The sequence below is a fragment of the Streptomyces sp. NPDC046915 genome (assembly GCF_040644935.1).
GTDB lineage: Bacteria > Actinomycetota > Actinomycetes > Streptomycetales > Streptomycetaceae > Streptomyces.
The window spans coordinates 124,736-146,431 of sequence record NZ_JBEYXB010000022.1; the positions used below are offsets into that span (position 1 = coordinate 124,736).

20 protein-coding genes are annotated in these 21,696 nt (G+C 73.1%); 14 read left to right on the forward strand and 6 right to left on the reverse strand.

Annotation, left to right across the window (positions count from 1 at the left end; all coding sequences use genetic code 11):
• Positions 1-140: 140 nt before the first annotated feature.
• From ABZ915_RS39680 to hemL, 12 genes are all read left to right on the forward strand, one after another.
• The gene (locus ABZ915_RS39680) at positions 141-1,391 is read left to right on the forward strand and encodes an MFS transporter (RefSeq protein ID WP_361813581.1); all 1,251 of its coding nucleotides are present in this window, start codon (positions 141-143) and stop codon (positions 1,389-1,391) included.
• Positions 1,375-2,292 (forward strand): TIGR03619 family F420-dependent LLM class oxidoreductase, encoded by a 918-nt coding sequence (locus tag ABZ915_RS39685; RefSeq protein ID WP_361813583.1) that lies wholly within the window; start codon positions 1,375-1,377, stop codon positions 2,290-2,292. The genes ABZ915_RS39680 and ABZ915_RS39685 overlap by 17 nt, the downstream gene beginning before the upstream one ends.
• 19 nt (positions 2,293-2,311) lie before the next feature.
• Positions 2,312-3,274: a LysR family transcriptional regulator gene (locus ABZ915_RS39690; protein WP_361813585.1), complete on the forward strand. Its 963-nt coding sequence runs from the start codon at positions 2,312-2,314 to the stop codon at positions 3,272-3,274.
• Positions 3,275-3,466: 192 nt separating this feature from the next.
• Positions 3,467-4,423 (forward strand): DMT family transporter, encoded by a 957-nt coding sequence (locus ABZ915_RS39695; RefSeq protein ID WP_361813587.1) that lies wholly within the window; start codon positions 3,467-3,469, stop codon positions 4,421-4,423.
• Positions 4,424-4,533: 110 nt separating this feature from the next.
• Complete coding sequence (locus tag ABZ915_RS39700; protein WP_361813589.1) at positions 4,534-5,073, forward strand: helix-turn-helix transcriptional regulator; 540 nt, start codon at positions 4,534-4,536, stop codon at positions 5,071-5,073.
• Positions 5,074-5,191: 118 nt separating this feature from the next.
• Positions 5,192-5,938 carry an arylmalonate decarboxylase gene (locus tag ABZ915_RS39705; protein WP_361813591.1) on the forward strand — a complete coding sequence of 249 codons (747 nt, stop codon included), beginning with the start codon at positions 5,192-5,194 and terminating at the stop codon, positions 5,936-5,938.
• Positions 5,935-7,137: an NAD(P)/FAD-dependent oxidoreductase gene (locus ABZ915_RS39710; protein WP_361813593.1), complete on the forward strand. Its 1,203-nt coding sequence runs from the start codon at positions 5,935-5,937 to the stop codon at positions 7,135-7,137. Before ABZ915_RS39705 ends, ABZ915_RS39710 begins: the two co-directional genes overlap by 4 nt.
• Positions 7,138-7,212: 75 nt before the next feature.
• Positions 7,213-8,022 carry an aspartate/glutamate racemase family protein gene (locus tag ABZ915_RS39715; protein ID WP_361813595.1) on the forward strand — a complete coding sequence of 270 codons (810 nt, stop codon included), beginning with the start codon at positions 7,213-7,215 and terminating at the stop codon, positions 8,020-8,022.
• A gap of 6 nt (positions 8,023-8,028) precedes the next feature.
• On the forward strand, positions 8,029-9,048 hold the full coding sequence (gene hemB / locus ABZ915_RS39720; RefSeq protein ID WP_361813597.1) for a porphobilinogen synthase: 1,020 nt from the start codon (positions 8,029-8,031) through the stop codon (positions 9,046-9,048).
• A gap of 94 nt (positions 9,049-9,142) precedes the next feature.
• A complete protein-coding gene (gene hemA, locus ABZ915_RS39725; RefSeq protein ID WP_361813598.1) occupies positions 9,143-10,477 on the forward strand; it encodes a glutamyl-tRNA reductase in 1,335 nt (444 codons plus the stop codon).
• Positions 10,474-12,525, forward strand: a complete 2,052-nt coding sequence (locus tag ABZ915_RS39730; RefSeq protein WP_361813600.1) for an acetate--CoA ligase family protein — start codon at positions 10,474-10,476, stop codon at positions 12,523-12,525. Before hemA ends, ABZ915_RS39730 begins: the two co-directional genes overlap by 4 nt.
• 178 nt (positions 12,526-12,703) lie before the next feature.
• A complete protein-coding gene (gene hemL / locus ABZ915_RS39735) occupies positions 12,704-14,044 on the forward strand; it encodes a glutamate-1-semialdehyde 2,1-aminomutase (RefSeq protein ID WP_361813602.1) in 1,341 nt (446 codons plus the stop codon).
• A gap of 68 nt (positions 14,045-14,112) precedes the next feature.
• Here the strand turns inward: hemL and ABZ915_RS39740 are convergent, their stop codons facing one another.
• Entirely contained in the window at positions 14,113-14,532 is a 420-nt protein-coding gene (locus ABZ915_RS39740) for an organic hydroperoxide resistance protein (protein WP_361813604.1), read from the reverse strand.
• 146 nt (positions 14,533-14,678) lie between these two features.
• Between ABZ915_RS39740 and ABZ915_RS39745 the strand changes: the two genes are divergently transcribed.
• A complete protein-coding gene (locus ABZ915_RS39745; protein WP_361813606.1) occupies positions 14,679-15,749 on the forward strand; it encodes a CaiB/BaiF CoA-transferase family protein in 1,071 nt (356 codons plus the stop codon).
• A 91-nt stretch (positions 15,750-15,840) separates the two neighbouring features.
• Here ABZ915_RS39745 and ABZ915_RS39750 read toward each other — a convergent pair whose 3' ends face one another.
• Together ABZ915_RS39750 and ABZ915_RS39755 are read right to left on the reverse strand one after the other, a co-directional pair.
• A complete protein-coding gene (locus tag ABZ915_RS39750; protein ID WP_361813608.1) occupies positions 15,841-16,764 on the reverse strand; it encodes an NADP-dependent oxidoreductase in 924 nt (307 codons plus the stop codon).
• 105 nt (positions 16,765-16,869) lie between these two features.
• Positions 16,870-17,331, reverse strand: coding sequence for a helix-turn-helix domain-containing protein (locus tag ABZ915_RS39755; protein ID WP_361813610.1), 462 nt, complete (start codon positions 17,329-17,331; stop codon positions 16,870-16,872).
• A gap of 127 nt (positions 17,332-17,458) precedes the next feature.
• On the opposite strand from ABZ915_RS39755, the gene ABZ915_RS39760 reads away from it, so the two are divergent.
• Positions 17,459-18,910 carry a DHA2 family efflux MFS transporter permease subunit gene (locus ABZ915_RS39760; RefSeq protein WP_361813612.1) on the forward strand — a complete coding sequence of 484 codons (1,452 nt, stop codon included), beginning with the start codon at positions 17,459-17,461 and terminating at the stop codon, positions 18,908-18,910.
• 86 nt (positions 18,911-18,996) lie between these two features.
• Here the strand turns inward: ABZ915_RS39760 and gdhA are convergent, their stop codons facing one another.
• From gdhA to ABZ915_RS39775, 3 genes are all read right to left on the reverse strand, one after another.
• Positions 18,997-20,352 carry an NADP-specific glutamate dehydrogenase gene (gene gdhA / locus ABZ915_RS39765; protein WP_361813614.1) on the reverse strand — a complete coding sequence of 452 codons (1,356 nt, stop codon included), beginning with the start codon at positions 20,350-20,352 and terminating at the stop codon, positions 18,997-18,999.
• A 55-nt stretch (positions 20,353-20,407) separates the two neighbouring features.
• On the reverse strand, positions 20,408-21,136 hold the full coding sequence (locus ABZ915_RS39770; RefSeq protein ID WP_361813616.1) for a 4'-phosphopantetheinyl transferase superfamily protein: 729 nt from the start codon (positions 21,134-21,136) through the stop codon (positions 20,408-20,410).
• A partial coding sequence (locus ABZ915_RS39775) for a biotin/lipoyl-containing protein (protein ID WP_361813618.1) occupies positions 21,133-21,696 on the reverse strand: 564 nt, incomplete at its 5' end. The genes ABZ915_RS39775 and ABZ915_RS39770, both read right to left, overlap by 4 nt.

The window sequence follows — 21,696 nt, forward strand, 5'->3', positions numbered from 1 at the left end:
GTACGGCGGCCCTCGGCCACTGCCCCGTCGGTACGTCGACGTTAGGAGCCGGCGGCCGGGTCGGGGCCGTCCGGCGGGACGGAGAGTGTGGGAACCCGTACCTCTGGACCTTCCGGATGCCCCTCGGCGCCGTCCGCCGCGTGAGGCTTGACCCACGCGGTGACGCCGACGAGGGAGGAGACACCGTGCTGCGCGTGCTGCTGTTGGGGTTCGGAGCGCTGGCGGTGGGGACCGACGCCTATGTGACGGCGGGTCTGCTGCCCGCCGTCGGCAGGGACCTGCACGAGCCTGCCTCCGTGACGGGGCAGCTGGTGACGGTCTTCATGCTCTGCTACGCCCTGCTCGCCCCGCTGGTGGGGGCGGTGCTCGGGCGGTGGGGTGTCCGGCAGGTGCTCATCGGGGCGCTGGCGCTGTTCTGCCTGGCGAACGCCGGTACCGCGGTGGCGCCTTCGCTGCCCGTGCTGGTGGTGACGCGCGGGCTGGCCGGGGTGGCCGCCGGGGTGTTCATGCCTGTGGCGGCGACCGCCGCGGCGGCGCTGGCCGGACCGGAGCGGCGGGGCCGGGCGCTGACCGTGGTGCTCGGCGGGCTGAGTTCGGGCACCGTGATCGGGGTGCCGGGCGGGCTGTTCCTGGCCGGGCACGCGGGCTGGCGGGCGGCGCTGTGGCTGGTGACCGGGATCGGTGTGGTGTCGTTGGCGGGGTCGCTGGCGCTGCTGCCGGAGGTGAGCGGCGCCGCGATGCCCGGACTGCGCGAGCGCGTCGTCCAGTTGACGGACCGGCGGGTCGCGATCGCGGTGCTCACCACGTTCCTGCAGACCGTGGCGAGCCTGGGCCTGTACACCTACCTGGTGCCGGTGCTCGACGCGGCGGGTGTGAGCGCGCACCAGACGGCACTGTGGCTGTGGGGTGTCGGCGGGGTCACGGGGAGCTTCCTGGTCGGGCCGCTGCTGGACCGTACCGGCCGGCCCGGCGCCCAGGTGGCGGTGCTGCTCGCCGCACTGGCCCTGTGTCTGGCCCCGCTGCCGCTGCTGAGCGGCGCGGCCGTGCTGCCGCTGCTGGTGCTGTGGGGCGCGGCCGGCTGGGCGTTCGTGGTGCCGCAGCAGCACCGGCTGCTGGGCCTCAGGCCGTCCGGCGGTGCGGCCGTCCTCGCGCTGAACAGCTCCGCCACCTACCTCGGTGGCTCGGCCGGTGCCGCACTCGGCGGGGCCGTGCTGTCGGCCGGACTGGCGCCGCGCCACCTGCCGCTGACCGCCGCGGCCGTGGCCTGTATGGCCTGCGCGCTGCACCTTCTCGGCCGCCGGCTCGTGGCCGGCGCGCCCCACCCAGCCCCGGACGGACGTCCGCACCCGGGGGCGGAGCGAAACGGAGACTCCCATGAAGTTCGGAGCTAACCTGCCCAACTACGGTCCGGCCACCACCGCGGGGACCATGCTGGACTGGGCCCGGCGGCTGGAGGAGCTGGGTTACCACCAGCTGATGGTGTCCGACCACGTGGCGCTCACGCCCGAGGTGCAGAATCTGTTCCCGGCCCCGTTCTACGACCCGTTCGCCGTGCTGGCCTGGCTGGCGGGCACCACGAGCCGGGTCCGGATCGGGACGACCGTGGCCATCCTCGCGTACCGGCACCCGCTGCTGGTGGCCCGTCAGGTGGCGACCATCGACCAGCTCAGTGGCGGCCGGTTCGTGTTCGGGGCCGCCGCGGGCTGGGCGCCGGGCGAGTTCGCCGCGCTGGAAGTGCCGTACGCCCGCAGGGGCGCCCGCAGCGACGAGTACCTGCGGGTGATGAAGGCGTTCTGGACGCGGGACGTCGTCGCCCACGACGGGGAGTTCGTCAGCTTCGGCCCCGTGCACACCGGGCCCCGCCCGGCGCAGCCGTCCGGGCCGCCGGTCTGGATCGGCGGGCACAGCGCGGGCGCCCTGCGGCGGGCCGTGCGCTACGGCGACGCCTGGCACCCCACCTCCGTCACCGGCGACTGGCTGGTGCACGTCGGCCTGCCCGCGCTGCGCGACACGGCCAAGCGGCTGAACCGGCCGGTGCCCGCGCTGGCACCGCGGATCAAGCTGCGGCTGACCAGCCGGCCGCTGCCCGCCGGGCGGGTGCTCGGTGAGGGAAACCTGGAGCAGATCCACGGCGACCTGGTGCTGCTCGACCGGCTGGGCGCCGACACGGTCGTCCTCGACCCCACCTTCCCCGGGCAGGTGCGCGGTGCCGACCGGAACGCCGCCGACCTCGCCGCGTTCGAACGGCTGGCCGAGGAGGTGATCGATCTGGAACACGGGCGGCTGCGCTGATGTTGCGTCAGACATGGGCATGGACAAGGGTGTTGTGACGGCAAAGCCGTACGGCAGTGAACTCGATCTGCGCAAGCTGCGGGTTCTGGTGGAGCTGGACCGGCGGGGCACGGTCAGCGCGGTGGCGGCCGCGCTGCATCTGACCCCGTCGGCCGTCTCCCAGCAACTCGCCGGACTGGCGAAGGAGTTGGGTGTTCCGCTGACCGAACCGGTGGGGCGGCGGCTGCGGTTGACGGGAGCGGCGAAGGTGGTGCTCCGGCACGCCGAGGAGATCTTCGAGAGCATCGACCGGTTGCACCGCGCGCTCGCCGTGCACGGCGGCGGCGAACACGGTGAGGTGTCGGTGTCCGGCTTCGGCACCACCCTCACGCCCCTCATCCTGCCGGCCGCGGGCATCCTCAAACGGCGGCTGCCCGGGCTGCGCACGACGCTCGCGGAGGTCGACCCGCCCGTCAGCTTCGAGCTGCTGGAGCTGGGGCGCACGGACGTGGTCATCGCCGTCGAGTCGCCGGCCGCGCCCGCCGTCGACGCCCGCTTCGACAAACGGCCCCTGATGACGGAGGTGTTCGACGTGGCACTGCCCGACGAGCACCCGCTGGCGCAGGCGCCTTCGCTGACCCTCGGAGACCTGGCCGACGAGGCGTGGATCTTCGCCACGGTCGGCATGTGCCAGGAGATCCCCCTCGCGGCCTGCGCGGCCGCCGGCTTCACCCCGCAGGCCACCCATGTCATCGGCGACTGGGACGCCACCTTCGCCGCGGTCCGCCAGGGCCTGGGCATCTGCCTGGTGCCGCGGCTGGCCCGCCGGTCGTCCCAACCCGGCGTCACGGTACGGCGGTTCGACGACGCGCCCTGGCGCCGGGTGTTCGCCGCCGTACGGCCCGGCAGCGGTGAGGTGCCGCAGATCGAGGCGGTCCTGGACGCTCTGGACGAGGCGGCACGGACCGCCGAGTCAGAGCTGAACGAGGCACCTGGGTCATAATTTCAAAGGCAGACTACGCATTTAGTCTTTGGATCGAATACTTCAGCGGGCCTTCACATTCATCGGAAATATCATTTGCTGGACGCGGACAGCGGCACGGGGCGACGCTCTTGGTGCGGGTCGGGCGGACGAGTTCCGCTCCCCATCTCCCCCCGTTTCACCTCCGTCTTCCGCTGAATGTGAGGATCCGTCATGAAATCCGGCGCCCTGCTGCGACTGTCCGGCCTGAGCCTGCTGTGGGGTTCGGTCTTCCTCTGGATCAAGATCTCCGGGTACGGCTTCTCGCCCGTGGAAATGGTGTTCGTGCGGCTCGTCCTCGGGGCCGCCGTCCTGATGGCCATCGGCCTGTTCAAGGGGCAGCGCCCGCCCCGGGACCGGAAGATCCTGGGACACATGGCGGTGGCCGCGCTGCTCGGCAACGCCGTCCCCTGGCTGCTGTTCGCCCAGGGTGAGGTCCACGGCTCCAGCAACGTCGCCGGCATCATCAGCGGCACCGGCCCGGTCTGGACGCTCGGCGCGGCCGTACTGCTCGGCTCCGAGAAGCGGCTGGGCACCGCCCGGATCCTGGGCATGACCGTCGGTCTGCTCGGCGTGGTCCTGGTGGCCGCCCCCTGGAACGCCGGCACCCATGCCTCCACCAGCAGCATCGTCTGCTTCGTCCTCGGCGCCATCAGCTTCGGCAGCAGCTTCGCCTACGTCGGCCGCTTCCTCGCGGGCCGCGGCATCCCGGTCTTCATGCTGGCGGGCGGGCAGTTGAGCATCGCCGCCGTGCTGACCCTGTTCGCCGTGCCGTTCCTCGGCCTCCAGCCCGTCCAGTGGCGTACCGACTCCGTCATCGCCCTGATCGTCCTCGGCGTGGTGTGCACCGGCTTCGCGGTCCTGCTCAACACCATCATCATCACCAAGGACGGCCCCGCGGCCGCCGCCACCGTCATCTACCTCATGACCGTGGTGTCCGTCGTCCTCGGCGCCGCCTTCCTCGACGAGTCCCTCGGCTGGAGCGTGCTGCTCGGTACCGCCGCCGTGCTCACCGCCACCGCGCTGCTGCGCCGCAAGCCGGTGGAGAAGCCCGCCGAGAAGACCACCGTCGCCCCCGCACCGGCGAAGGACCTGACCGCGCAGGGTGCCCCGGCCGCCGGCACCCGGTAGGACCCGCGGTCCTCACCGCACCGGCCGAGGACGGGACCCGGCGAGCCGGAGACACCACCGGCCCGCCGGGTCCCGTCGCCCGTGAGCCAGCCACTTCCCGAGGTGAACCCATGCCGTACGTCGTCGAACGCACCTTCCAGCCCGCCGAATCCCGCCTGCACCAGGTCTGGCCCGACCACCTCGACCACCTGCGCTCCCTGTCCGGCCGCGGCATCCTCGTCGGCGGCGGTCCCGCCGGCACCGGGAACGGCGACATCCTGCTGATCGCCGTCTCCGACGAAGTGTCCCTGCACCGCGTCCTGCGCGGCGATCCGCTCGCCCGGCACGGACTCGTCGCCCGTACCAGGATCCGTGCCTGGAACGTCGAGTACGGCCACAGCGCGCTCACCGGACGGGAGCCCGAGGCACCCGCGGCCGCCCCCGACGGCGTGCTCACCCCGCACGAGTCGCGCATCGCCCGCATGGTGCTCTCCGGTATGACCAACCAGAAGATCGCCGAGCGGTTGAACGTGTCCTGCCGGGCCGTGGAACAGCACCTGACGCGCATGTACCGGAAGCTGTCGATCAACCGCCGCGCACAGCTCGCCCCGGCTCTCGGCGCCACCGTCCCCCGGTTCGGAATTCCGCAGGAGGAACGGCTCACTGCGTGATTCCGTAGTGCCCGGCATCCCCCTTGCCGCCTAGCGTTCCGAGCGACAGGAAATCCCACGAACGGAAATTCCACGACTGGGAGAAGTCGCCTCGGAAAAGCCTCGGAAAAGGGGAAAGATGTCCTTGCAATCCGCGGAACGTCTCGGGGTCGTCGTTCCCTCCGGGAACGCCGCCGCCGAACCGGAGATCGGCAATCTCGTCCGGCCGGCCATGAACGTGCACACCTCCCGCTTCCCGATCCTGCCGGGACGGACCCTGCGCGAGCGGCTGGACACCTACAACGAGCACCTCGACGAGGTCGTCGCCGGATTCGGCGGCCTGAAGCTCGGCGCGGTCGTCGTGGCGTGCAGCGGTTCCCACTACCTGCTCGGCCCCGACGGCGACCGGGCCCTGTGCGAGAAGCTCGCGGAGGCGGGCGGCCGGCCCGTCGCCTCCTCCACCCTCGCCACCCTGGACACCTGCGCCGACCTCGGCGTACGGGACATCGTCCTCGTCTCGCCGTACGAGCCGTGGCTGACCGACCTGTCCCGCGCCTTCTGGGAGGAGGCGGGCCTCACGGTCTCGCGGGTCGTCCCGATCCGGGCCGGCGACCGCTTCTCCCCCTACGACGTCAGCACCGACGACCTGGTCCGCCAGGTCGCCGAGGCCGGTCTCGGCGACGACGAGGCCCTGCTGCTCACCGGCACCGGGATGTTCACCTTCGACGCCCTGCGGCAGATCGGCGAGGGCAACGACCGGATCCTGCTCACCTCCAACATCTGCTCGGCCCGCTGGGCGCTCAAGCAGACCGGCCTGCCCGTCGGCCCCGCGGAGGAGACCGGCCTGCTGCGCCGGCTCGCCGCCCGCACGGGCGGGACGGCATGAGCGTCCGCCGCCGCCCGGTCGTCGTCGTCGGGGCGGGACCCGTCGGGCTCACCACGGCCCTGGTCCTGGCCCGGGGCGGCGTACCGGTCACCGTCCTGGAATCCTCCCGGGACCTGTCGACGGCCTCCCGCGCCTCGACCTTCCACCCGGCGACGCTGGACCTGCTCGACGAGCTGGGCGTCGCGGCCTCCCTGGGCGCCGCCGGGCGGGAGGTGCACGAGATCCAGTGGCGCGACCTCGGCCAGCGGGTCCTGCACCGCATCGGCTACGACGCCCTGGGCGGCCGTACCGCCCACCCCTACCGGATCCACGCCGAGCAGTCCCGGCTCACCCCCCTGCTGCTGGCCCGGCTGGCCGAGTACCCGCATGCGGAGGTGTGCTTCTCCAGCACCGTCTTCGACGTGCGGCCCCGGGGCGACGGCGTGCGGCTGTGGCTGGACGGGCCCCTCGGCGTGCGCACGCCCCTGGACGCCGAGTACGTGGTGGCCGCCGACGGCAGCCGCAGCACCGTCCGCACCGCCCTCGGGCTGCCCTCCCGGGCCACCGAATACCCCTCGTACGCCCTGCGGGTGGTGACGCACACGGCCCTCGACGCACTCCTGCCGGGCCTGGCGCCGCTGGCGTACGTCCGCGACAGCCGGCAGTCCTTCAGCATCCTGGGCATGCCGGACCACTGGCGCCTCATCTTCCGCGTGCCGGCGCACATACCGCGCCGCCAGACGCTGGAGCAGGCGGAGGTGCGTGCCCTCCTCGACCGGGCCCTGCCCTCCTGGGCCGCACAGGTCAAGGTCGCCGACGCGCACACCTACCGGCTCGCGGCCTACGTCCTGCCCGACTACCGGGCGGGACGGGTCCTCTTCGCCGGGGACGCCGCCCATCTGACCTCCACCGCGGGCGGCATGAACATGAACTGCGGACTGCACGACGCCGTCGCCTGGGGGCGGGCCCTGACCCGGCTCCACCACGGCGAGGCCGACGAGCGGATCCTGGGCTCGGTGGCCGCCGAGCGGCGCCGGGTGGTCACGGACAAGGTGATCCCGCGCAGTGAGGCCCGCACGGCCGGCATCGACGACCCGGCCCGGCTGCGGCGCGCCCTGGACGACATCGGCCGAGTCGCGGCCGACCCGCAGCGCACCACCGACTACCTGGTCAAGGCCTCGCTCCTGGACTGTGCCCCCCGGCCGCAGCTCACCCACTGAACCGCCTCGCCCACCTGATACCCGATCCCTTTTCGCCTGCCCGAAAGTCCGCCTGCCCGAGAGGACGGATGCGCCATGCGCCTCTGGTTCCACAAACACACCGTGGAGGGACGGCTGCCACTGCTCGACCAGTGGTACCGCGAGCATCTGGACGCGATCGCCGCTCCCGGCAGCGTCATCGACATCAAGACGCTGCCGGCCGACACCTACCCCGACAACACACCGTTCGGACTGGTTGGCCACCACGCCGCCCAGGTCCTTTTCAGCGAGCACTTCGCGCACTCGGCCCTCCAGGCCGAACGCGAGGGCTACGACGCCTGGATCACGGCGGCGGGCCAGGACCCCGGCCTGCGCGACGCCCGGCACCTCGCGGCCGTGCCGACCCTCGGCTACGGCGAGACGGCGTTCTTCCTGTCGGCCATGACCGGGCACCGCTTCGGCCTGCTCGGCTTCATGCCGCCGCTCGAGGAGCCCATCCGGGCCAACGTCCGGCGTTACGGCCTGGAGCGGTCCATGGCCGCCTACGAGGTGGTACCCGGTGGCTGGGACGGCGTCCACCGCGCCCTCGCCGGCGACTGCGACCAGTTCCTGACCGTGTACTCCGAGGCCGCCGCCCGCGCCCGCGAGGCCGGCGCGGAGATCATCATCCCCGCCGAGGGCATCCCCAACGAGATCTTCTGGCACCTCGGCGTCCGCGAACTGCACGGCATGCCCGTGGTCGACCCGGCCGGCCTCGCCGTGAAGTTCGCCGAACTCACCGTGACCCTGCGCGACTTGCGCATCTTCTCCCGATCCGACGCCGGCTACTGGTTCCACCGTCCGCCCGCCGAGATCTCCCAGCACCTCGAAAAGGTCTTCCTCGGCTCGATCCTCCAAGGAGCGTGATCCCGCATGACCATCCAGTCGACCATCGGCCCCGCCCCCGTCAGCACCCCCGCCGGCGCCCCGCTGCACCGGCCGCGCCGGCTGCGCCGCACCCCGCACCTGCGCCGGCTCACCGCCGAGACCCAGGTCCACGCGAGCAATCTGATACAGCCGCTCTTCCTGCGCGAGGGCCTGACCGAGGCCCGTGAGATCCCCTCCATGCCGGGCGTCTTCCAGCACACCCGGGACACCCTGCGCAAGGCGGCCGTCGAGGCCGTCACCGCCGGCGTGGGCGGGCTGATGCTGTTCGGCATCCCGGTGGACAAGGATCCGCGGGGCACGGGCGCGGTCGATCCCGACGGCATCCTCCAGGTCGCGCTGCGCGACGTGGCCGCCGAGGTCGGCGACGCCACCGTCGTCATCGGCGACATCAACCTCGACGAGTACACGACCCACGGCCACACCGGTGTCCTCGGGCCCGACGGGGACGTCGACAACGACGCCAGCGTCGAACTGTACGGACAGGCCGCCGTCGTGCAGGCCGAGGCGGGCGCCCACATCGTGGCCCCCAGCGGCATGATGGACGGCCAGGTCGGGCACATCCGGGCGGCCCTCGACGCGGCCGGTCACCAGAACGTCGCCATCCTCGGCTACTCGGCCAAGTACGCCTCCCACTTCTACGGCCCGTTCCGCGACGCCGTCGAGTCCTCCCTCCAGGGCAACCGCCGCACCTACCAGCAGAACCCGGGCAACATCCGCGAGTCCCTGCGCGAGGTCGCCCTGGACCTGGCCGAGGGCGCCGACATGGTGATGGTCAAGCCGGCCCTGGCCTACCTCGACATCGTCCGGCTCATCGCCGAGCACGTCGACGTGCCCGTCTCGGCGTACCAGGTGTCCGGCGAGTACTCGATGATCGAGGCCGCCGCCGCCCGGGGCTGGCTGGACCGCGACGGCTCCATCGTGGAGAGCCTCACCTCCATCCACCGGGCGGGCGCCTCCCAGATCATCACGTACTGGGCCACCGAGTTCGCGCCCCGTCTGGGCTGACCCACCCACCACGCGCCGCCGGGCGTGCCCCACTGCCGCGGTGTGCCCGGCCGCAGGCGCCCCGCCCCACGTCATCCATCGAGGTGTAAGGACTGTGCGACGAACAACGCCGGACGACAACCGGTTCCTCGCGGTGGGCATCAGTCACGCCACCGCCCCACTCGACCTGCTCGAACAGCTCTATGAGAGCCCCAAGCCGCTCGACGACCTGGCCCAGCGCATCGCCGACACCGAGGGGCTGTCCGCCTCGCTGGTCCTGTCCACCTGCAACAGGATGGAGGTGTACGTCGAGGCCGCCCCGGACACCGATCCGGTGTCCGTGCTCGACACGCTCATCGCCGAGCACACCGGCGTCGGCATCCAGGAACTGACGCCCTACCAGTACGTGCGCCGGGACGACGACGCCCTGCGCCATCTGCTCCAGGTCGCCTCCGGCCTCGACTCGGTCGTGCTCGGCGAGGACCAGATCCTCGGCCAGGTGAAGGAGGCCCTCGACCGCGCCCAGCGCATCGGGGCCGCCAGCAAGACCCTCAACCAGGCCGTCCAGGCCGCGCTGCGGACAGGCAAGCGGGCCCGCAACGAGACCGGCCTGAACGAGGCGGGCCGCTCCCTGGCCACCGCAGGACTGGCGTTCTTCGAGCGCCTGGTGGGCTCCCTCGACGGGAAGACCGCCCTGGTCATCGGCGCCGGCTCGTTCGGCGGCGTCGTGCTCGCCGCGCTGCGCCGCTCCGGTCTGAGCCGGGTGCACATGGCCAACCGCACCCCGGAGAAGGCACAGCGCCTCGCCGAGACCGCCGACGGCCGCGGCTACCCGCTGGAGGACATCCCCCGGCTGCTTGCCGAGGTCGACGTCGTCGTCAGCTGCACGGCCGCCACCGAACCCCTGCTGCGGGTCCGCGAGGTCGCCGACGCGATGACCGCGCGCGGCGGACGCGACCTGTACCTGCTCGACCTGTCGCTGCCGCGCAACATCGAGCCCGAAGCCGGGCAGGTCCCCGGCATCACCCTCGTCGACCTCCAGCGCATCGCCGAGGAGGGCGGCGACGACGAACTGTCCGTGGCCAGCGTGGAGAGCGCCCACCGCATCGTCGACGCCGAGGTCGAGACCCTCAAGTCCGCCCGGCGCGCCGCCCGCGCCAACCCGGCCCTCGCCGCGCTGCGCGCCACCGCCGCCGACGCCGTCGACGCCGAACTCGGCCGGCTCGGCAAGCGGCTGAACGCCCTGGACGTCGAAGCCCTCCAGGAGGTCTCCCGCACCGTGCGGCGCATCGTCGACAAGGTGCTCCACCAGCCCACCGTCCGCGCCCGCGAACTGGCCGGACGCCCCGACGGCGAGGTCTACGTCGACGCCCTGCACGCCCTGTTCGCCCCGCACCCCGAATCCGACCCCGCCCCCGCTTCGGCTTCTGCCCAGGAGGTCATGGCATGAGCGCGATCTCAGCCCTGTGGAACGCCGACTCGATCGCCGTCATCGGCGCCACGGAACGCCCCGGCGCGCTGGGCCGCAAGCCGATGGACTTCCTGCTCCGCCACGGGTACAAGGGCCGCATCCTGCCGGTCAATCCACGCGGCGGGGAGATCCTCGGTGTCCCCGCCTACGCCTCGCTGGGGGAGGTGCCCGGCCCGGTCGACCTGGCGCTGATCATGGTGGGCGCGGACCGGGTGGCCGGCGCCGTCGACGACTGCGTCGACGCCAGGATCCCGCTCGCCATCATCGCCTCCTCCGGCTTCGCGGAAACCGGGCCCGAAGGCGCGGCCCTCCAGGAGGAGATCGTCGCCCGCGCCCGCGCGGGCGGGCTGCGCCTGATCGGGCCCAACTGCATCGGCGCCGTCAGCTTCAACAACCGTGTCCTAGCCACCTTCAGCCCGCTGTTCGGTGCGGAGAGCGTCCCCTTCGAGCCGGGCACCCTCGGTTTCGTCAGCCAGAGCGGCGCCCTGGGCTTCGGCGCGGCGAGCCTCGCCCTCCAGCGCGGGCTGCGCCCCGGCTGGGTGGTGAGCACCGGCAACGACGCGGACGTCACCGCGCTGGAGGTGCTGCGCGAGCTGGCCGAGGAGCCCGAGTGCCGGGGACTGCTCGGCTACCTGGAGGACGTGCCCGATCTGGACACCCTGCGGGCCCTGAGCGCGTCCGGCAAGCCGGTGGCCCTGCTCAAGTCCGGGCGCACCGAGGCCGGCGGGCGGGCCGCCGCCTCCCACACCGGCGCCCTCGCCACCGACGACCGGGTGCTGGACTCGGCGCTGCGCCGGCTGGGCATCGCCCGGGTCGACGACATCGACGAACTCCTCGACGCGGCCGCCGCGTTCGAGGTGCCGCTGCGGCCCAAGGGCCCGCGCGTCGCCGTGGTCACCACCTCCGGCGGGTCCGGCATCCTCGCCGCCGACGCCGTCGAGGACTCCGGTCTGGAGCTGAGCCGGCTGTCGCAGGAGAGCATCGCCGCGCTCACCGAGATCGTGCCGCCGTTCGGCGCCGTGGAGAACCCCGTCGACATCACCGCCACGGTGCTCAGCGACCCGACCCTGTTCGACCGGTCGCTGGACGTGCTGCTCGCGGACGACTCGGTCGACATCATCATCGCCTGCTTCTGCGTCATGGCCGGGCCCGACGTGGAGAAGGCGGTCACCGCCCTGTCCAAGGCGGCCCGCAAGGGCGGCAAGCCCATCCTGGTGGCCCGCACCGGCGCCGACTTCCTCGCCCCGGACGCCCCCGCCATGCTCCGGGACGCCCAGCTCCCGGACTACCCCACGCCGGGCCGGGCGCTCAAGGCCGCCGCGGCACTGTGGCAGGTCAGCCGGCCGCGTCCGCAGGCCACCCGCGACGCCGCCACGGCACCGCTTCCGGTGCCGGCTCCCGAGGCCACCGAGCCGCAGCTGAAGGAGCTGCTCGCCGCCGCCGGGATCGCCGTGCCCGAGGGCCGGGTCGCCCGGGATGCCGACGACGCGACCGGGCTGGTGCGGGAGTCGGGCGGCCGGGCGGTGCTCAAGGCCGTCGTGCCCGGACTGCTGCACAAGTCGGAGGCGGGCGGTGTCCGGGTCGGCGTCACCGTGCGGGAGGCGCCGGCCGCCTTCGCCGACCTGGCCGCGCTCGGCGGCGAGGTCCTCGTCGAGGAACTGGCCCCGGACGGCGTGGAGGCCCTGGTCGGTGTCCGCACCAGCGGGCTCGGCACCGTGCTGACGGTCGGGCTCGGCGGCATCTTCACCGAGCTCCTCGACGACGTCGCGCACGGCGTGCTGCCGCTCGCCGACGGCGAGGCCGAGCGCATGATCTCCGAACTGCGCGGCGCGGCCCTGCTGCACGGGGCGCGCGGCACCGAGGCCGTCGACACCGCGGCCCTGGCCGATCTGCTGTACCGGCTCTCCGACGCGGTCCGCGACTGGCCGGGCGAGTTCGAACTCGACCTCAACCCGGTGCGGGTGCTGCCCAGCGGCGCGGTCGTCCTGGACGCCGCGTTCACCACCGGCGACACCCCGGCCCCCTGACGGACGGCCGCCTCGGCCGCCCTCCGGGCGGGAGCCGGAAATCCCACGCCACCGGCTCCCGCCCGCCCCCGGACGTTCCGCACAGACGTTGCGCACAGACGTTGCGCACAGACGTTGCGCACAGACGTTCCGGCAAGTGTTCCCAAGCCCGTTCCGCGACTGCGAAAGGCACCGACCGATGTCCTCATCCCCTGCACCCGCCACCCTCGACGGCCCCGCCGGCGCCGCCTCGGCCGCGCTGTTCGAGCGGGCCGCAGCGGTCATCCCCGGCGGCGTCAACTCCCCGGTGCGCGCCTTCGGTTCCGTCGGCGGCACCCCGGTGTTCATGGCCTCCGCGCAGGGCCCGTACCTGTACGACGTCGAAGGCAGGGAGTACGTCGACCTGATCTGCTCCTGGGGCCCGATGATCCTCGGCCACCGGCACCCGGCGGTCCTCGACGCGGTGCGGGCCGCGCTCGCCGCCGGTACCTCGTTCGGCACCGCGACCGAGGGGGAGATCGCCCTCGCCGAGGAGATCGTCTCCCGGGTCGCCCCCGTGGAGAACGTCCGGCTGGTCACCTCCGGCACCGAGGCGACCATGTCGGCGATCCGGCTCGCCCGCGGCTTCACCGGCCGCTCCAAGATCGTCAAGTTCGCGGGCTGCTACCACGGCCACGTCGACGCGCTGCTGGCCGCCGCGGGTTCGGGCCTGGCCACCTTCACCCTGCCGGACACCCCGGGCGTCACCGGCGCCCAGGCCGCCGACACCGTCGTACTGCCGTACAACGACCTGGCCGCGGTGGAGCGCGCCTTCGCCGAGCAGGGCTCCGAGATCGCCTGTGTGATCACCGAGGCCGCGCCGGGCAACATGGGCGCCGTCCCGCCGCTGCCCGGCTTCAACGCGGGCCTCAAGGAGCTGTGCCGGCGCCACGGTGCCCTCTTCATCTCCGACGAGGTCATGACGGGCTTCCGCGCCGGCCGCGCCGGCTGGTACGGCCGGGACGGGGTGGCGGCGGACCTGTTCACCTACGGCAAGGTGATGGGGGGCGGCTTCCCCGCCGCGGCCTTCGGCGGCCGTGCCGACGTCATGGCCCATCTCGCTCCGGCCGGACCCGTGTACCAGGCGGGCACGCTCGCGGGGAACCCGGTGGCCACCGCGGCCGGCCTGGCGACCCTGCGCCACTGCACCGGCGCGGTCTACGACCGGCTGGACGCCGTGTCCGCCACGATCGGGTCCGAGGTCTCCGCGGCGCTGGCCGCCGAGGGCGTCGCACACGTCCTCCAGTACTCCGGGACCATGTTCTCGGTGTTCTTCTCGCAGGGGACGGTCCGCGACTACGACGACGTCAGGGCGAGCGAGTCCTTCCGCTACCGGGCCTTCTTCCACGAGATGCTCCGCCAGGGTGTCTATCTGCCGCCGTCCCCGTTCGAGGCCTGGTTCGTGTCCGCCTCGCACGACGACCGTGCCGTCGACCGTGTCGTGTCCGCCCTGCCGCGGGCCGCCAGGGCGGCGGCCGCCGCCGTGCCCCCGGCGGCCTGAACCCGGCCCGGACACGCGTGTGCCGCCGGGGCCGGAACGCGTCCGGCACCGGCGGCACACCGCGGGGCTCAGGGGACCAGCTCGATTCCCACCCGTATGTTCCCGCGCACCGCCCGGGAGTACGGGCAGCGGGAATGGGCCCGGTCCGCCAGTTCCCGCGCCGTCTGCGGGGCCACTCCCGGCATCCGGACCGTCAGATCAGCGCTGATCCCGTAACCGGAGTCGTCGCGCTCCAGGTGCACGCGGGCCGTCACGGTCGGCTCCTCGGCGAGCGGCACCCGCGCCTCGCGCGCGGACAGGCGCAGCGCGCTGTGGAAGCAGGCCGCGTAACCCGCGGCGAACAGCTGCTCCGGATTGCTGAGTTCCCCGGAGCCGCCCACCTCCTTCGGGGCGTCCAGCCCCAGCTCCAGCACACCGTCGGAGGAGCTGACCCGGCCTTTGCGGCCGTCTCCGGACGACGTGACCTCGGCCGTGTAGAGAACCGTCATGATTCCCACCCTTTTCTCTTCGGTGAATCCCGTTCGGGAAGGCGGAGGAAAAACACTCGCAAGATCGCAAGATGGCAAGAAATCCGGATCGGAACAATACGGAATCCCGAAACTCAGAACTCCTGATGGGAAAGGGGATGAGCCTCATGGGGCCCCTGAAAGGTGTACGTGTGGTCGAGCTCGCGAGCGGTGCCCCCTGCGCCTTCGCCGCCACGCTCCTCGCGGACCTCGGCGCCGACGTCGTCCGTGTCGACCGGCCGGGCGCGGGCTCGTTCGGGCCCGCCGACCCGCTGGGCCGTTCCCGCCGCTCGGTCACGGCCGATCTGAAGGACCCCGACGGCGTGCGCCGGGTGCGTGCGCTCGTGGAACGTGCCGACGTACTGCTCGAAGGTCTGCGCCCGGGGGCCTGCGAACGCCTGGGAATGGGGCCGGAGTCCTTCGCCGAGACCAATCCCGGCCTCGTCTACGCCCGGGTGTCCGGGTGGGGGCAGACCGGGCCGTGGGCGCGGCGCCCCGGGCACGACATCAGCTTCCTCGCGCTGGCCGGGCTGCTCGACGGCGACGCGGACGCCGCCGGGTCGGCCGCGCCCCCGTCGACGTACCTGTCCACCTTCGCGGGCGGCGGGCTGTTGCAGGTGCTCGGGGTGCTGGCGGCGCTGCACGAGCGCTCCCGCAGCGGGCGCGGCCAGGTGGTCGACGCGGCCATGGTCGACGGGGCGGCCCTGCTGGAGGTGATGGTCCGTCAGTGGCGGGAGAATCCCGGCAACGTGACGGTGACCGATGCGCCGTTCTACACCACCTACGCCTGCCAGGACGGCCGGCATGTGGCGGTCGGCGCGATCGAGGCGCGGTTCTACGACGTGCTCCTGGCCCAGCTCGGCCTCGACGGCGACGACGGGCTGCCCGACCGGGACGACCAGGACGCCTGGCCCCGGCTGCGGGACCGGATCGGCCGGGCGTTCGCCACCCGTCCCCGGGACTACTGGGCCAAGGTGTTCGCCGAGCACGACGCGTGTGTGGTGCCCGTCCTCGATCCGGAGGAGGCCGCGGAACATCCGGCCCTGCGTGACCGGGCGACGTTCACCGAGGTCGCCGGGCGGCCGCAGCCGGCCCCCGCTCCCCGCTTCTCCCGCACCCCGTCGCCGGCTCCCCGCCCGGCTCCGCGGCCGGGTGACGGCACGGAACTCGTGCCGCGAGAGTGGGGCGTGCCCGCCTGATCGGACGAGAACCCCGCCGCCGGGTCGCCGGTGGCGGGGTTCGTCGTGTCCTTCGTGTCCTTCGTGTCCGCCGTGTCCGCCGTGTCCGCCGTCAGAACACGATCAGTTGGCGGCCGCGCAGTCCGCCCGCTTCGAGGCGACGGTGGGCCTCGGCGGCCCGGTCGGGGGTGAGGCGGGCCGCTGTGCGGGGGGTGAGGATTCCCTTGGCCGCCAGGGCGGCCAGTTCGGTCAGCGTCTCGGCCTTGTCGGTGTGGGCGAAGACGTTGAGGCGGTGGTGGATGGTGCCGGGCGGCAGTTCGACCGGATCGTGGCGGCACTGGACGTAGTCCGACTCCGGCTTGAGGACCGGTAGCAGGGGGGCGCCGACCGCCGCGGCGTCGATCAGGGCGTCGACGCCCTCGGGGGCCGCTTCGAGGTAGTCCTCGGCGGCGCGGCCGACCGGCATGGCGCCCAGGGTGCGCAGCAGGTCGTGGTCGGCTTCGGCGGCGCCGGCGATGATGCGCAGGCCGCGGTGTGCGGCGAGCTGGACGGCGTAGCCGCCGAGGGCGCCGGTGGCGCCGCTGACGGCGATGGTGGCGCCGGCCGGCAGGTCCAGGAGGGTGAGGGCCTGGTGGGCGGTGAGGGCGTTCATGGGGAGGCCCGCGGCGTCGACCGGGTCCAGTTCGGGGGGCAGGACCGTCGCTTCGGACTCCGGGACGACGATGTACTCCGCCTGGGCTCCGCCTCCGGGGCGCAGGGGGTTGACGCAGGCGATCACCCGGTCGCCGGGGGTGAGGCGGGTGCCGGGGCCGGTGGCGTCGACGGTGCCGGAGGCGTCCATGCCCGGGATGTAGGGGGCGGGGACCTTCTCCAGGGCCGCCGCCAGCAGGCCGGCGCGCAGGCCGAGGTCGATGGGGTTGACGGCCGCCGCGGTGACCTTGACGCGGATCTCGCCGGGGCCGGGCTCCGGGACGGGGCGGTCGATGACGGTGAGGACGTCGGGGTCGCCGAAGCGGGGGATGGCGATGGCTCGCATGACGGGCGGGCGCCTCCGTTCTGGCCTGGGTGAGAGTGCCGTACGGGGGATGCTCCGCCGGGTGGCTTGCGGTGGGTTTGGGCGGGCCTTGCGTGTGGGGTGCCGTCAGTTCCGTGCGCGGGCCGGGGTGTGCGGGGTGAGGTGGCGGGCGAGTACCTCGAGGGCGGCGTGGATCTCCTTCAGGCGCTCGGGGTCCGCGTCCTCTCCCAGGGCGGCGGTGAGGGCGTCGTCGATGCTGCTGGCCCGCACTTCGGCGACCCGGCCGGAGAGGTGGGGGGCCTGGCGGACCAGGAGGCGGCGGCGGTCGGCGGGGTCGGGGGCGGTGACCACCGCGCCGGTCTCCTTCAGACGGGCGACGGCCGTGGAGACGGCGCTCTGCGGCAGGCCGGTGCGGGTGGCGATCTCGCCGACGGCGCTGTCGGGGTGGGTGGTGAGGTCGCTGGCCACGATGAGGACGGTACGGACGCTGCCGCCGTAGCGGGAGGTGCCGCCCTCGGGTTCCGGCATCGCCGCCTCGCCGATCTTGGTCAGGGTGCGTCCGAGGAGGAAGAGCTCGACTCCATTCATGGGAGCCAGATTACATCGAGATTGATTCATCTCGCTAGATACATCTCCCTTGATGCATCAAAGAAGATGGGTTATCGTCGTTGTCAGGCACCCGGGCACCACCGGGTCGGACCGAAGGAGCACCGCCGTGCGGAAGTGGCGAGCGAACCCGTGGGCAGTCCTGGTGACGCTCTCGCTCGGGTTCTTCATGACCCTGCTGGACCTGACGATCGTCAACATCGCGATCCCGGACATGATGAGCGGCCTGGGTGCCTCGCTCGACCAGACGCTGTGGACGGTGAGCGGCTACGCGCTGGCGCTCTCGGTGATGATCATCAGCGCCAGCCGGCTCGGGGACCTGCACGGGCCGCGGACCTTGTTCGCGGCCGGGCTCACGGTCTTCACCCTGGCCAGCGTCGCCTGCGGGCTCGCACCCACCGCGACGGCCCTGATCGTCGCCCGGGTCGTGCAGGGGCTCGGGGCCGCGCTGCTGACCCCGCAGACGATGACCCTCATCGTGGCCGTCTTCCCGGCCGACCGGCGCGGGACCGCGCTCGGGATCTGGGGAATGGTCGCCGGTCTCGCCACCCTCACCGGGCCCACCCTGGGCGGTGTCCTGGTCTCCGCCGCGAGCTGGCGCTGGATCTTCCTGGTCAACGTGCCCGTCGGGATCGCCGCGCTGGCCCTGACCTTCCTGGTGGTGCCCGACATCCGGCCCGGACGGGCGCACCGCTTCGACCTGACCGGCGTGCTGCTGTCCAGCGCCGCCCTGTTCTGCCTCGCCTTCGGGCTCCAGGAGGGCGAGAACTACCACTGGGGTACGGGGATCCAGGCGCTGCTCGCCGCCGCGGTCGCGCTGGGCGCCGGGTTCGTCATGCACCAGCGGCGCCGGCAGGACCGGGAGCCGCTCGTGCCCTTCGCCCTGCTGCGCGACCGGAACTTCACCGCGATGACCGTGCTGGTCGGGCTGGTGTCCGTGGCGATGCTCGGGCTGGTGCTGCCGTTCAACCTGTACCTCCAGTCGGTGCTGCACCTCAGCGCCGTCAAGGCCGGTCTGGTGCTGGCCCCCTCGTCCCTGGTGTCGATGACCGTCGGGCCCTTCGCCGGACGGCTGGCCGACCGCATCGGCGGCAAGTACGTCCTGCTGACCGGCCTGTTCTGCTACGCCGCCGGCATCGTCGCCATCACGCTGACCGCCGGGCCCGCCACCGCCTGGTACGCGTTCATCCCGGCCACGCTCGCCACCGGTCTGGGCGTCGGCTGCATCATCGCCCCGATGTCCACCGAGGCCATGCGGCAGGTTCCGCCGCAGCTGGCCGGTGCCGCCTCCGGCATCAACAACACCGTCCGGCAGATCGGTTCCGTGGTCGGCGCCGCGGCCGTGGGCGCGCTGGTGCAGGGGCGGCTCGCCGCGGAGCTGGCCGGGGGGAAGACGTACGGCGCCGCCTTCGTCGCCACGCTGCACACCACCGCGGTGCTGCCGCTGGCCGTGCTCGCCGCCGGTGCCGTCGCCGTCCTGCTGCTGCGCCGCCGCACCGGCGGGCGGGCGACGGCCTGCAACCCCGCCCAGGCCGCGCAGCAGCCCGCCGCCAGCCGCTGACCCTCACCTCCCCCGGCGGACAGGCCGGTGCCGGCGCCCTTGGACGGGCGCCGGCACCGGCCTGTCCGCAGCTGGTCGGTCCGGGCTCACACCACCCCCTGCGCCAGCATCGCGTCGGCCACCCGCTCGAAGCCGGCGATGTTGGCGCCCGTCACATAGTCGCCGGGGGCGCCGTAGCGCTCGGCGGTCTGCCAGCACAGTTCGTGGATCTCCCGCATCACGGCCGCCAGTTCGCTCTCGACCCGCTCCCGCGGCCAGGACTCGCGGCCACTGTTCTGCCGCATCTCCAGCGCGCTGACCGCCACTCCCCCGGCGTTGGCCGCCTTGCCCGGACCGAACGCCACCCCGGCGTCCCTCAGCACCCCGGCCGCGGCCGGGGTGACGGGCATGTTCGCGCCCTCCGACACCGCCTTCACCCCGCCGCGCACCAGGGCCAGCGCGTCGGCGGCGTCGAGTTCGTTCTGCGTCGCCGACGGCAGCGCCACATCGGCCGGGACCTCCCACACCGAACCGCCCGGCACGAACACCGCCGAACCGCCCCGGCGCTTGGCGTAGTCCGCGACCCGGCCCCTCTCGACCTCCTTGACCTGCTTGAGCAGGTCGAGGTCGATGCCCTTGTCGTCGACGACGTAGCCGTCGGAGTCCGACACCGTCACCGCCCGCGCGCCCAGCTGGTGGAGCTTCTCGATGGTGTAGATCGCCACGTTGCCCGAGCCGGAGACCAGCACCTGCTGGCCCGGCAGGTCCTCGCCGCGCCGGCGCAGCATCTCGGCCACGAACAGCACGTTGCCGTACCCGGTGGCCTCCACCCGCCCGGCCGAGCCGCCCCAGTCCAGACCCTTGCCGGTGAGGACGCCGGCCTCCCACCGATTGGTGATGCGCCGGTACTGGCCGAACAGGTAGCCGATCTCCCGGCCGCCGACCCCGATGTCCCCGGCCGGTACGTCCGTACGGTCGCCGATGTGCCGGTACAGCTCCGTCATGAACGACTGGCAGAACCGCATCACCTCGGCGTCGGAACGCCCCCGCGGGTCGAAGTCGCTGCCGCCCTTGCCGCCGCCGATGCCCAGACCGGTCAGGGCGTTCTTGAAGATCTGCTCGAACCCGAGGAACTTCACGATGCCGAGGTTCACCGACGGGTGGAACCTGAGGCCGCCCTTGTAGGGGCCGAGCGCGCTGTTGAACTCCACCCGGAAGCCCCGGTTGACGTGCACCCGGCCGCGGTCGTCCTGCCACGGGACCCGGAAGAGGATCTGCCGCTCCGGCTCGCAGATCCTCTCGACCAGCGCCGCCTCCCTCAGTTCGGGCCGGGCCGCGAGGACGGGGTCCAGCGTCTCCAGGACCTCTCTGGCCGCCTGGTGGAACTCCGGCTCGGCCGGATTGCGGCGCACGACCTCGTCGAACAGGGCGGCGAGTCTGTCCCGAGCGGATGGTGATGTCACAGCAACCTCTTCCGGGCCAATGGCAGGTGAACAGTCGTCAGTACAGTCCCGCGACCTAGGATTCCGGCAAAGCACCGCACGACCCCCACACCGTGGCGTGTCGCAGCACCGCGACGGCCGCCGCCCGGCCCCTGCCCGCCTCGACGTCGTGCACCGCCCAGCCGGGCGGTGCCGCCGCCCGCGCGCCGCATCCGACGTACGGCTCGGCGCCCCCCTGGGCCAGGCCCAGGCCCGTGCCCTTCAGACAGGCCTCCTTGCGCGCCCAGCAGCGGGCGAACGCCGCCGGCCGCGCGGACCGGGGCAGCGCCCGCAACTCGGCCCGCTCCCGCGGGTGCAGCGCCCCCGCGGTCCCGGCCGCCGTCCGCAGCGACGGCACGTCCTCGACGTCCACGCCCACCGGCGCCGCCGCGACCGCGGCCAGGGCCAGGTCTCCGGCGTACGCCAGGGAGAAGTACGGCACCGGCCGCCTCCCGTCGGCCGCCACCACAGGACGGCCGTGCGGTCCCCCGCACTCCCGGCAGGGCGCCCGGGTCAGGGCCACCTCGCGCGGCGGCACGTCCAGGCAGGCACCCAGCAGACGGCGCAGCGCGAGGTGGGCGGCCCGGTAACGGGCGCGGTCGCGTTCCCGTACGAACCCCTTCAGGCGGGCCCGTTCGGCCGTGTCCAGGACGTCCACGGGATCGTCCACGGCCGACGGGTCGATCAGCCACAGCCGGGGCTCGTCGGGGGCGCCGCTGCCGGGGGCGGGCAGGGCGGCGGTGCCGTAGGGGGCGGGCCGCTTCACGGAGCGCCGGTGATCTCGCAGATGGCCGCGCCGGAGCTGATGGACGCGCCGATCTCCGCGCTGAGGCCCTTGATGGTGCCGGCCTTGTGGGCGTTGAGGGGCTGTTCCATCTTCATGGCTTCGAGTACGACGATCAGGTCGCCCTCGTTGACCTCCTGGCCCTCCTCGACGGCGACCTTCACGATCGTGCCCTGCATCGGGGAGGCGAGGGTGTCGCCGGAGGCGACCGGGCCGGACTTCCTCGCAGTGCGGCGCTTGGACTTCGTCTCCGTCGCCGGGCTCGTGCGGGAGGTCGGGATCGTGACCTCCAGCCGTTTGCCGCCCACCTCGACGACGACCGTCTCACGGCCCGATTCCTGTTCGGTCTCGGTGAGGGCGGGGCTGGCGAACGGTGGGATGTCGTTGACGAACTCGGTCTCGATCCAGCGGGTGTGCACGGTGAACGGGTCGGCGGATCCGGCAAGTTCGGGGGCGAAGGCCGGGTCGGTGACCACCGCGCGGTGGAAGGGGATGGCGGTGGCCATGCCCTCGACCTGGAACTCCTCCAGCGCGCGGGCGGC